Origin of the sequence: Nonomuraea sp. NPDC003804 (genome assembly GCF_040610675.1) — a bacterium.
In the GTDB taxonomy this organism is placed as follows: Bacteria; Actinomycetota; Actinomycetes; order Streptosporangiales; family Streptosporangiaceae; genus Nonomuraea.
The window spans coordinates 1-11,261 of the sequence record NZ_JBEXMT010000069.1 but is presented as its reverse complement, the minus strand read 5'-3'; the positions used below and the strand labels follow the sequence as shown (position 1 = coordinate 11,261).

12 protein-coding genes are annotated in these 11,261 nt (G+C 70.7%); 7 read left to right on the top strand and 5 right to left on the bottom strand.

Annotated features, from left to right (window positions below; all coding sequences use genetic code 11):
- Positions 1–88 precede the first annotated feature (88 nt).
- Complete coding sequence (locus ABZX22_RS44580; RefSeq protein ID WP_354923274.1) at positions 89–1,015, bottom strand: zinc-binding alcohol dehydrogenase family protein; 927 nt, start codon at positions 1,013–1,015, stop codon at positions 89–91.
- A 208-nt stretch (positions 1,016–1,223) separates the two neighbouring features.
- Here ABZX22_RS44580 and ABZX22_RS44575 point away from each other — a divergent pair, with 208 nt between their 5' ends.
- The gene (locus ABZX22_RS44575) at positions 1,224–1,676 is read left to right on the top strand and encodes a MarR family transcriptional regulator (protein ID WP_354923271.1); all 453 of its coding nucleotides are present in this window, start codon (positions 1,224–1,226) and stop codon (positions 1,674–1,676) included.
- A gap of 72 nt (positions 1,677–1,748) precedes the next feature.
- Here ABZX22_RS44575 and ABZX22_RS44570 read toward each other — a convergent pair whose 3' ends face one another.
- The 3 genes from ABZX22_RS44570 to ABZX22_RS44560 are packed head-to-tail and all read right to left on the bottom strand — an operon-like array spanning position 1,749 to position 4,377.
- Entirely contained in the window at positions 1,749–2,408 is a 660-nt protein-coding gene (locus ABZX22_RS44570; RefSeq protein ID WP_354923268.1) for a response regulator transcription factor, read from the bottom strand.
- Positions 2,405–3,559 carry a histidine kinase gene (locus tag ABZX22_RS44565; protein ID WP_354923265.1) on the bottom strand — a complete coding sequence of 385 codons (1,155 nt, stop codon included), beginning with the start codon at positions 3,557–3,559 and terminating at the stop codon, positions 2,405–2,407. Before ABZX22_RS44565 ends, ABZX22_RS44570 begins: the two co-directional genes overlap by 4 nt.
- The gene (locus tag ABZX22_RS44560; protein ID WP_354923262.1) at positions 3,556–4,377 is read right to left on the bottom strand and encodes a CPBP family intramembrane glutamic endopeptidase; all 822 of its coding nucleotides are present in this window, start codon (positions 4,375–4,377) and stop codon (positions 3,556–3,558) included. Before ABZX22_RS44560 ends, ABZX22_RS44565 begins: the two co-directional genes overlap by 4 nt.
- A gap of 409 nt (positions 4,378–4,786) precedes the next feature.
- Between ABZX22_RS44560 and ABZX22_RS44555 the strand changes: the two genes are divergently transcribed.
- Positions 4,787–5,701, top strand: a complete 915-nt coding sequence (locus tag ABZX22_RS44555; protein ID WP_354923260.1) for an alpha/beta hydrolase — start codon at positions 4,787–4,789, stop codon at positions 5,699–5,701.
- Between the two features lie 18 nt (positions 5,702–5,719).
- Here the strand turns inward: ABZX22_RS44555 and ABZX22_RS44550 are convergent, their stop codons facing one another.
- A complete protein-coding gene (locus ABZX22_RS44550; protein WP_354923257.1) occupies positions 5,720–6,385 on the bottom strand; it encodes an amidohydrolase family protein in 666 nt (221 codons plus the stop codon).
- A 499-nt stretch (positions 6,386–6,884) separates the two neighbouring features.
- On the opposite strand from ABZX22_RS44550, the gene ABZX22_RS44545 reads away from it, so the two are divergent.
- The 5 genes from ABZX22_RS44545 to ABZX22_RS44525 all read left to right on the top strand — a co-directional run bounded on the left by ABZX22_RS44545 (position 6,885) and on the right by ABZX22_RS44525 (position 11,171).
- Positions 6,885–7,610 (top strand): TetR/AcrR family transcriptional regulator, encoded by a 726-nt coding sequence (locus ABZX22_RS44545; protein WP_354923255.1) that lies wholly within the window; start codon positions 6,885–6,887, stop codon positions 7,608–7,610.
- Between the two features lie 369 nt (positions 7,611–7,979).
- The gene (locus ABZX22_RS44540; protein WP_354923252.1) at positions 7,980–8,753 is read left to right on the top strand and encodes an alpha/beta hydrolase; all 774 of its coding nucleotides are present in this window, start codon (positions 7,980–7,982) and stop codon (positions 8,751–8,753) included.
- Positions 8,754–8,901: 148 nt separating this feature from the next.
- On the top strand, positions 8,902–9,834 hold the full coding sequence (locus ABZX22_RS44535; RefSeq protein WP_354923249.1) for a tetratricopeptide repeat protein: 933 nt from the start codon (positions 8,902–8,904) through the stop codon (positions 9,832–9,834).
- A gap of 282 nt (positions 9,835–10,116) precedes the next feature.
- Complete coding sequence (locus ABZX22_RS44530; protein WP_354923246.1) at positions 10,117–10,569, top strand: hypothetical protein; 453 nt, start codon at positions 10,117–10,119, stop codon at positions 10,567–10,569.
- Between the two features lie 110 nt (positions 10,570–10,679).
- Positions 10,680–11,171 carry an MFS transporter gene (locus ABZX22_RS44525; protein WP_354923243.1) on the top strand — a complete coding sequence of 164 codons (492 nt, stop codon included), beginning with the start codon at positions 10,680–10,682 and terminating at the stop codon, positions 11,169–11,171.
- Positions 11,172–11,261 lie beyond the last annotated feature (90 nt).

Sequence of the window (11,261 nt, the reverse complement as noted above, 5' to 3'; positions counted from 1 at the left end):
CAGCGCCGCGCCCACCAAGCCAGGGCGCGCAGGAACCACTTCAAGCAGCGCCTACGCCTCCAGGTCATCCGGATCTAGTGATGTAGTACTAGGGGACGAGGACGATGCGGTCGTCGGTCTCGGCGGTCCATGCCTGCGCGACCTGGACGAGGGGTACGGCGCGCGCCCGTACGTCGATCGCGCCCGCGGTCACCGCTGAGGCCAGTTTCGGCAGTTCGGCGAGGAAGTCGCGGGCGGGGACCGAGCCGATGCCGCTGCCGACGATCTGGAGGCGGGCGGAGCGCAGGGCCGCGGAGGGGATAGGCGCGGTTGGGCCGGCGATGGATCCGATCTGGATCCAGGTCAGCGGGGCGGTGCGGTCGGCGCGGGCGGTGAGCATAGGAATCATGGCGCCGGCGGCGGGTTCCCCCCACACGTAGTCGATGACCACGTCGACGTCGGCTGCGTGGCCGATCTGGTCGAAGGTGATCGTCTCGTCGGCGCCGAGCGCGGTCAGCGCCTTCAGGCGGGTGGTGTCGCGGCCGGCAGCGATGACCTGGTCGGCGCCGAGCAGCTTGGCGATCTGGACCGCCATCCGTCCGGCGTTGCCGGTGGCGCCGAGGACGAGGACGCGCTGGCCGGCGTGGAAGTCGACGCGTCGGCGCAGCGCGACCCAGGACGACATGGCCGGGTTCATCGCAGCGGCGATCCGCACGGGGTCGATGCCGTCGGGCAGGATCACGCTGCGGCGCGGGTCGATGAGGGTGCGCTCGGCGAACGTGCCCAGAGTTGTGTCGTCCAGGGCCACGTAGCGGACGTTGCCCTCCTGGTCGCGTACCACACCGTCGACGCCGGGGACCAGCGGGTACATGCCGTTGCTGGAGTAGTGCGAGCCGTTCGCCTTGGCCTTGGTCAGATGGTGCAGGCCGGCCGCGAGGACCTCGACGAGCAGCTCGTCGCGGTGGCGTTCCGCGGGGTCGGGGTGGTCGCGATAGACCGGCAGGGCGTCGGCTGCTGGGATGACGGCAGCGTGCATGGTGACCTCCAGAAAATGATTTGTATTACAAACCATCTTCATGGTGGTTGGTAATACAAACCATGTCAAGAAGAGTCGGCGTGATCGATGCCGCATCCGTCGATCGCCTGGCGCGGGATCGGATCGCGAGGCGTCCCGGGCGTCGATGTCTGCCTTCCTCGCTCCGGCATGGTTGGTATTGCCAACCATGCCGGACTAGCATGACGGCATGAGCTCCGCCGACGATGTCGTGGATGCCCTCGTCCGGGCCACCTTCGAGGTGGCAGGCGTGCTGACCCGCATCGGTGGTGAGCACGATTTGTCGCTCACCCAGCTACGGGTGCTCGGCATCCTCCGCGACCGCCGCGCCCGCATCACCGAACTGGCCGCCTACCTCGGCCTGGACAAGTCCACGATGTCCGGCCTCATCGACCGCGCCCAGCGCCGGGGGCTGCTGACACGCGGCAAGAACCCCGAAGACGGCAGGGTCGTCGAGGTGTACATGACCCCGGCCGGGCTCGAACTCGCCAAACGCGTGGAGGACGACATCCGGCGTGCCCTGGCGCCCGCGACCGGCCGCCTGGACCCGGAACAGCTCGATCGGCTCGTCAACCTGCTCGACATCGTCTCGGCCCGCTCGCCGCGCACACGCGCCGCACCGGGGCCGACGGCCGCGCGCTGATGGTCGAACAGGGCCACGGACAGTTCCTGACGTCTGCGCGTTCGCCCCATCGAGGTTTCCGGGCGGTGTGCCTCAGGTCACCAGGCCCCTGCGATAGGCGTAGACCACCGCCTGCACGCGGTCACGCAGGTCCAGCTTGGTCAGGATGCGCGACACGTACGTCTTGACGGTCTCCTGGCTGATCACCAGCGTGGCGGCGATCTCGCTGTTGGACCGGCCGTCGGCGATCAGGCGCAGCACCTCCAGCTCGCGCGGGGTCAGCGCGGTCTCGTCGGGCGTGTCCCGGGCCGGGCGGATCCGGGACGCGTACCTGCCGACGAGCTGCCGCGTCACCTCAGGCGCCAGCAGCGCGGCGCCCGCCGCGACGGTGCGGATGCCCTGCAAGAGCTGCGCCGGCGGGGCGTCCTTGAGCAGGAACCCGCTCGCCCCGGCGCGCAGCGCCTCGTAGACGTACTCGTCCAGGTTGAACGTGGTCACCACGAGCACCTTGACCGGATTCTCGACCCCGGCGCCGGCCAGCAGGCGGGTCGCCCCGATGCCGTCAAGCACCGGCATCCGCACGTCCATGACGACGATGTCGGGACTCAGCCGGCGGGCGAGCTCGACCGCGGCGCGGCCGTCACCGCACTCGCCCACCACCTCCATGTCGGGCTGCGCGTCGATGATCGTCGCGAAGCCGGTGCGGATCAGCGCCTGGTCGTCGCAGACCAGGACCCGGACCGGCGCGGTCATGACCGGCTTCCCGCAGGTATGCGGGCCCGTACCACGAAGCCGCCGTCCGCCTGCCGGTCCGTGCTGAACTCGCCGCCCAGAGCGTCCACCCGCTCGCGCAGCCCGGCCAGGCCCCGCCCGCTCCCGCCGGGGGAGGCGGCCCTGGAGCCGGGGCCGTCGGTGCTGACCGACACACTGATCTCCTTCTCGCCGTAGCGCACCCAGACCGCGGTGGGGCTGCCGTGGGCGTATTTGAGGGCGTTCGTCAGGGCCTCCTGGACGACCCGATAGGTCACGAACTCGGCGCTGCCCGCCGATTCCCCGGGGTCGCCCTCCTCGGTGAACTCCACCGGCTGCCCGGCCTGGCGGGTCTGCTCCACGAGCGTGCCCAGGTCGCCGGCGGACGGCATGCTGACGTCGGTATCGTGATCGGCTTTGAGCAGGTCGAGCATGTGCCGCAGGTCGGTGATGGCCCGCCGGCCGGTGTCGGTGACGGCGCTCAGTGTCGCGTCGAGGCGGTCGGGCGCGGCGGTGAGGTAGCGTGCCGCCTCGGCCTGCACGACCATCGCCGTCACATGGTGCGTCACGACGTCGTGGAGTTCGCGGGCGATCCGGGTGCGTTCGGCGGCGCGGGTGGCCTCGGCGACGTGGCGGCGGCGTTCCGCCTCGGCGGCGCGGGAGGAGCGCAGCCAGGCCCCGATGCCCCATGCGAGGGCCAGAGCCAGGTAGAACACCACGTACCCTTCCACCCTCTCGCTCGCGCCGAGTCGGCCGAGCGCGAGCGCGAGCGGCACGTACGCCATGGAGAGGAGGACCACGGTGACGCGCCGATGGCGCTCCAGGTGGGCGCCCGCGCTGATGAGCGCGATGGGCATCGCGTTGCTCGCGAACACGTGGTAGGCGCGGAGCTGGTCGAGAACGAAGCCGAGCGACACCAGAGCCAGGCACACGGCCGGCCACCGCCGGCGGACGGCGAGCGGAAGACACTCCAGGGCGATCACCACGAACGCCAGCGCGTCGAAGGGCCGGGTCGGCAGGTCGCCGACCTGAGTCCCCTTGCCGTGGAGCGCCGGCAGGAGCGATGCGACGGCCAGCAGCAGCCCGAACGGTAAGTCCCGGACCACGACGTCGCACCGCCGCCACAGGTCCGTGACCCGCCCTAGATCGATCATTGGGCGAGCGTAGTGGTCGCGCCGCGCCGGAGCGGGACCACGTTGCCGCGCCGGCGGGCCAGCCGCATGAACACGACCGTCAGCAGCAGGCCGAACGCCACCGCGTATGGGCTCGCCTCCGGCCCGAACTCGCCGCCCGTGAGCAGGGCTGGGCCCGACGTCACGCCGTGCAGCAGCCCCTGCGTCGCGCCGTTGCCCGAGACCTCGGTGCTGAAGATGCCGGCTGCGGCGAAGTTCCAGCCGAAGTGCACGCCGATCGGCACCCACAGGGTGCGGGTGGCGGCGTAGGCGGCGGCGAGCATGCCGCCCGCCTCGACCGCGACGGCGATCGCGCCCCACAGGTCGGCGTGCGGGTTGAGCAGGTGCGACAGGCCGAACAACAGGCCCGTCAGCGCCAGCGCCGACCACGTCCCGGTGCGTTCTTCGACGATCCTGAACAGGATGCCGCGAAACAGCAGCTCCTCCGTCACCGCGGCGGCGGCCATGAAGCCGAGCAGCCCGACCGCACCCGCCGGCGAGCCCGGGCCGTCGATCCGGTAACCGCCCACGAGAGCGATGTTCACGATGACGGCCGCGAACAACGCGACCCCGATCAGCGCCCCTCGCGCGATGGCCCGGGCGGCGCCTCGCGCCGCCACCTCCACAGGTGCCCGGCGCTCGGACCACCGCACCACGCGGGCGTACACGAGCGCGGCGAGCAAGGCCGTCGCGACACCCAGGACCAGGGTAAGGAGCGGGCTTTCCTTCACCGCGCCCACGATCGCGCCGCCGGCGAAGGCGACCACCGCGACGGGCACGAGCTGTCTCAATAACCGCATGACGACTCCCTTACGTGGGGGACTGCGGTGAGGCGCCACCGCTACGCCGAGAAACGCTAGGGATCCGGCGGTCCGGGATCGTCCCCGTGCGGTGGACATTCGCGCGTAGCTCGCACGGGGGACTGGCGCACATGCGATTCGTCGCAGGACGCCGCCGCGTTCGACGTCGCCGCGGATGGCGTACATATCCGGCGGGCGTCCGCACCGCACGACAGAGCGCAACGATCTCGGTCCTTCCGGGCAGGCCGCGCTTGTCCCCCACACGAGCTACCGGCAAATGTCCACCGCATGGGGACGATCCCGGACCGCCCGATCCATAGCGTTACGACGCAGCCACGGCGCTCCGTCCGCTTTCCCGCTACACCGCCGTGCGCCTCACCCGGCGCCGACTCCCTCATTGGAGGACCTCATGCTCCGCAAGATCAAGACACCCGTCGTGGCCGCGCTGTGCTGCACCATGCTCGGCGCGGGGGTCGCCGGCTGCGACGGCGACGCGGTGGAGAACTGGGACCCCCTCTCCCCCGCCACGCGGACAGCCGATGCCACCCCGATCTCCGGGACCGCGAAGATCGACGTCGCGGGGCGGTCGGTGAACGTGTCCTGTTCGGGCGCCCCGGAGAAAGGCAGGCCGGTCATCATCCTGATGCACGGAGCAGGCGATGGGCTGGACAAGCTGGCCGCCGTCCAGAAGACGCTGAGCAGGCAGAACCGGGTCTGTTCCTACGACCGGCTCGGCGCGGGCGCCAGCGACCAGCCGGACGGCCCGCAGAGCTTCTCCAGCACGGGCAAGATCCTGACCGGAGTGCTCGACCGGATTGCCGGTGACGGCCCGGTCGTCCTGGCCGGGCACTCGCTGGGCGGGCTGATCGCCGCCAGGTACGCCCCCGACCACCAGGACAGGGTCAAGGGGCTGGTCCTGATGGACGCCACCCCACCCACCATGGCCGGCGACATCACGAAGGCGATCCCCGAGTCCGCCAAGGGGCCGGCGGCCGAGGTACGCGCACAGAACCTCGCGATATTCCAGGGCGAGAACCCGGAGAAGCTCGTCATCACCGACGGCAAGGTCCGTTCCGCCGGTAACCTCCCGGTGGAGGTGATCCAGCATGGGAAGCCGTACCTCGCGGCCGTCCCCGAGTACGGGCCGCGCCTGGAGCAGGCGTGGTCCGCGGGTCAGCGCAAGTGGCTCGCGCTGTCCCGCGGCAGCAAGCTGAGCACGGCCACGAACAGCGGCCACTACATCTACGTCGACCAGCCCGATGTCGCCGTCCAGGCCATTGAACGCGTCACCGCACGGGCCGCACGTCAAGCGCAGGGTGAGTAACCAGCCGGTGGTGATGCTTCAGACCGCCGAGCGCTCGGCCGCGCGGGCGGTGAGGCGTTCCCAGTTGCGGTGGGCGATGTCGGCCTTCTGCTCGTCGGTGAAGGGCGCGTCCTCCAGGAACGAGCGGGCGGCGCCGTTGCTGGTGTCGACATAGGGGAAACCGCCAGGACGGAAGCCGTAGGTGAAGGGATAGTCGGTGGAGTACAGCATCCGGTCGGTGCCCATGACCTCGACGGTCCAGCGCAGGTAGCGGGGGCTGTTGGTGCCGCTTCCGGCGACCCAGAAGTTCTGCTTGAAGTAATCCGCGAGCGGCCGCTGAAGGCCGCCGGCCTGGGCGAAGAATCCGGTGTGGTCGAGGTAGAACAGGACGACCTCGCCCCAGTGCCCAGCGATCACCTGCAGGTCGGGGAACCGGTCGAAGACACCCGAGAAGATCATCCGCAGGTACTGCACGCCCAGGTCGTAGTACCAGCCGATCGCCGCTCCGGCCAGCGGCGTGCCGATCGGGCCGATGTTGGAGTAGTAGGCGTCGATCACCGGCTGAACCGGCATCTGCGGGTGAAAGTGCAGCGGCACACCGAGCCGCTCGGCGGTGGCGTACAGCTCGTCGTTGTCCGGGTGGTCGGCCAGTTTGTCCCCAGTGCGGCCGTACAGCATGGCGCCGGGGAAGCCCAGCTCGCCCACCGCCGCTCCAGCTCGGCTGCGGCCGCGGCCGGCAGCTGGGTGGGGATCGCGGCGAACGCCTGGAATCGGTCGGGGCGTGAGGCGACGATCTCCGCGAGCTGGTCGTTGGCCTCACGGGCCACTGTGATCGCGTCGGCCTCCGGCAGGTCCTGCACACCCGGCGAAGACAGGGACAGCACGGCGAGGTCAATGCCCTGGTCGTCCATGTGGGCCAGCCGTTGCTCACCGGCCTCGCGCAGGTTCTTGGCGATCGGGCTGTCGCCGAAGCCGCGGGCGGGGATCTGCGGCGATCCGGCCCGCTGATACGCCTCGTAGACGGCGGGTACGACGACGGTCTCTTCCACCCCGATGATCCGCAGACGGTCGGACATGGTGACGCTCCTTGCACTGGTGTTTCCGGTGGAGGAGTAGCCACGCTATCACCGTTACTAACGTCGTCCACCTAAAGCTGTTAACGTTGATAATACCTCCGGTACCCAGACGGCGTTATCATTGATAGATGCCGGTTGACCCGAACCCCGCAGGGCTTGCCGCGGAGCCCAGCGCCACAGCGCGCGAGCAGACCCGCCGCCGGATCATCGACGTCACGATCGACCTGCTGGAACGCGGGGGCCGCGACGCGATCACCACCCGCGCGGTCGCCGACGCCGCTGGACTGCAACCACCGGCCCTGTACCGGCTGTTCGGCGACAAGGAGGGGCTGCTGGAGGCCGTGGCCGCACACGGCTTCACCCGGTTCCTGGCCGCCAAGCACCTCGACCCCGACCCGCAGAACCCGATCAAGGAACTACGCGCTGGCTGGGACCTCGCGGTCGAGTTCGGACTGGCCAACCCCGCGCTGTACACGCTGATGTACGGCGAGCCCGCCCGGTCCACCATCGTTTTCCGGATGGGCCTCGAACTCCTCACTGACCGCATCCGCCGCCTGGCCGTCGCGGGCCTGCTGCGCGTCGAGGAGGACCTCGCGGCCCAGATCATCCACGCCACCGCACGCGGCGCCGTCCTGACCTGGCTGTCCCTGCCCGAGTCTCAGCGCAACACCGCCCTCCTCCGCGCGCTGCGCGAAGCGATGATCACCGCCGTCACCAACGAGGAACCGGTCGTGCAGGAACAGGGCCCGGCCGGTGCCGCCCGCGCCCTGCGCGCCGCGCTGCCCGACCAGAGGGTTCTCAGCCACGCTGAACAGCGACTACTGACGGAATGGCTGGATCGGCTGTCCGCATAGCCGTCCCCGCGAACGGACGGGAAGCGGCGATCCGCCTGCGATTGGTCCTCGCCGCGTTCAACTGTTCCCAGGGAAGGCTTTGAGGGTGTACCGCTCGAATATTGGTGGCCGCTAACTCGATCTGCTCGCTGTTGTCAGACCGGGCTCCACGCCGCGGTCGATGCGGTCTTGCCGCCGCCATGTGTAGATCGTCTGGGTGCTGGTCTCGAGAGCGTGGGCCGGGTCAGTGGCCTCGCGGCCCGCCTCGAGCAGATCCAGCACGTTGCGCCGGAACTCCGGCGGGTAGCCCCGTCGTCCCACCCGCCTGCCGAGTAGGATCTCGCGCGCCCGGAATCCAGCCGGGCGCGCATCCGCACAGTGAGGAAGAACATGAAGGACGCGGTAGCCGGACCCGACGGTGCGAAGATCCGCTGGGTCGAGATCGCGGGCGACGAACCGGCGCGGGTATGCGTGCACGGCGCCGGAGCCCAGGCGGCGGCGTACTTCACCCACGTGATGACACTGCCGTCCGTGGCACGGCGGCGGACGCTGATGATGGACCTGCTGGGTTTCGGACTCAGCGACCGGCCGGCCGAGTTCGGCTACCGGCTGGAGGATCACGCCGACGCGCTGGCCAGGGCACTTGATGCCGCGGGCGTCAACGGGGCCGAGGTCGTCGGGCACAGCATGGGCGGCGCCGTGGCGATCGTGCTGGCGGCCCGGCGGCCGGATCTGGTGTCGCGGCTGGTCCTGGCCGAGGCCGTCCTGGATCCGGTGCCGCCGCCCGCGCCAGGCACCGTCGGCGTCACCAGCTTCACCGAGACCGAGTTCGCCGAGGGTGGGATGGCCCGGATTCTGGACCGGGTCGGGCCGTTGTGGGCCGCGACCATGCGTCTGGCCGATCCCGTCGCGCTGCATCGCAGCGCGTACGGCTTGCGCGCCGGGACCAACCCGTCGGCCAGGAAGCTGCTGATGGAGCTGACGATTGCGCGCACGTTCCTGGTCGGGGCCCTGTCCCAGCCGCTGGAAGGAAGGGCGGAGCTGGAGGCGTCGGGTGTGCGGGTCGTCACCGTTGCCGACGCCGGTCACAATGTCATGCTCGACAACCCGCAGGCGTTCGCGGTCAGCCTCGACGGCTCGCAGGCGCCTGGATCTCGCGGATGATCTGGATGAACGTCCGTACCCGGGCGTTCTCCTCGCCTGCCCGCCACAACAGCCCGTATTCGATGGGCGAGGCGTCGCTGAACGGCACGAAGGCGATGCCCGGCCGGGTGTAGTAGCGGGCGCCCCCCGCGACCACGACGGACTGGCGGTGGAGCTCGGCCTCGACACGGCTACGGCCGGGCTCGCCCAGGTCATGGGCGTCTATTTCGGCAGACGTGGCGGAATGGAGCGGTGGAGCCGGGTACTGGACGCCGCGCTCCCCGCCGCCGAACGTCTGGGCGACCGGCGGGCGGCGGCCTGGCTGACCTACCGGCGCGGCATCGCCCGGCAGTTCTCGGGCCGCGCGGCCGAGGCGAGCGCCGACTACCGGGCCGCTCGGGCCCTCATGGCGGAGGCAGGCGACCGGGACGGGGAAGAAATGGCGTTGCAGCGGCTCGCCGAACGGCAGATGGACGACGGATGCTTCGAGGAGGCCATCGACCTTCTGCGGCAGGCCGCCGATCTGCAGCCGGAAGCAACCACCACGCAGGGCCATGTGGTGACGCGTGCGCGGATCGGTCACGCGCTGGTTCAACTCGGCCGATTCGCAGAGGCTCACGAGGCGGCCACCGAAGCGGTCAAGACGGCTCGGGACATCGACAACCTGCATCTGGAGACGATGGCTCTGCGCGTGCACGGCGCGGTGGCGCTCGGGACGGGTGACGCCTCGGGCGCATTGGAGCTCTTCCGTACGGCACTGGCCCAGACCCGGGCGACGGGCCACCGGATCGCGGAGGCGCTGAGCCTGACCGACATCGCGGTGGCCGCCCGCGCCCTGGGCCGGGTCGTGGAGGCGCTGGATCATCACGCGGAAGCCCTGCGGATCATCCACGAGACCGGTGAACGGCTGCGCGCCGCCCCGATCCTCATACCGTACGGCGAGACCTGCCTCGCGGCCGGCGATCGCGGCGAGGCCGCGCGGCACCTGCGACAGGCCTTCGACCTGGCCACGACCCTCGGTCTTCGCCATCTGGAGGCCGAGGCCCGCCGCGTGCTCGCCGCGATGGATCTCGAACCGGGAGGGGACCCGGCGGACGGGTGAGCGGGCGGTGCCCCGCCCGTCCTCTGTCCCGCCCTGGGACACACCTGGGACAGCTGTCCCGCCGGGGCCACATCTGGGACAGCCGGGCGTCGCCGCATAACCGCAGGCCAGCGGGGTTGGCTAGTCGCCTGGCTGCCCACCGGCGGGCCGGCGCCCTCCCGCAGGTGGCGGCGTGGGTGCCAGTCTCAGTGACGTGACCGACACCCCCTCCGCTCCCCCGGAAAGGCCATCTCGATGAGCTCTCTGCTCTCCGCGCTGACCGCGCTTCCCACCCGATGAGAGGTGGCCGGCACGGTCGACGCCCCTGCCGACGCGGTCGCCGACCTGCTGCTGGCCGTCAAGCCCGGCCGGGTGGGCGACGACAACCTGCTCGTGCTGGCCGGCATGTCCGCCGCGCGACGCGGCGCGATGACCGTGCTCGCCGGTGACCTCACAGGCTCGTACCGAGCCGTGGTCGCCGGGACGGACGGTCAGGTCGACATCGCGGTTGATCCGGGTCTTCGGGCCGTCGCCGTACAGAGCTGGTACGGCGGTGTGCACACGGTGACATCGGCCGCAGACGGCATCAGCCGGGTCTCGCACCGGGTGCACACCGTGCTGCCCGGCCATGACTCCACGCACGCCGACATGGAGTCTCGGCTGTGGAGCGGGCTTGAGCGGGTGTTGCGCGTCATCGGCGACCGCCTCGGCCGCCCCACGGGAGACCCGGTGATCGTTCGGGCCACGTCTCACTGATCTGACCAGCTGAACCCCCTCGGCGAACCCGCGCCGGTGCGTACGGTGTGCGCGTTGAAAGGAACCCTGATGCACGCCCCCACCCACGCCGACGGCTGATCCTCACCGTGTTGTGCCTGAGCACGTTGGTACTGGTCATCGACAACATGGCGCTCACGGTCGCCGTGCCCTCCCTGGCCGCCGACTTGGGCGCCGCCGCGAAGGACATCCAGTGGATCCTGGAGTCCTCCATGCCGGTCTTCGCCGGCCTGCTGCGCACCGCCGGCTCCCTGTCCGACCGGTACGGCAGGCGGAAGGTCATGGTCACCGGCCTGGTGCTGTTCGGCGCCGCTTCCGCGCCCTCGGCTGGGAAGCGGGCCATCGCCCAAGTCGTGCTGGGCGTCGGTGGCGGCCTGGCCGGGCCGTCGGCGATCGCCGCCGCCGTGGCCGACCCGTCTCTGGCAGACGCCGCCCGCCACGCCTACGACGCGGCCATGTCAACGGCCTTCCTCGGCGCCGCAGCAGGGGTGCTCGGCGCCGCCGTCCTGGCTCTGCTCCTGCTGCGCGGGCGCAGGACCGGCGCCCACGCCGCCGTCGAGCCCCGGACCCTCGTCACCGCCTAGTACTACATCACTAGATCGCGCCTGGTATCTGCTTGGTTTCGCTGCGTGATCAGGCTGGGACGTGCGAGCGTGTCCGCGTGTCCCAGCCTG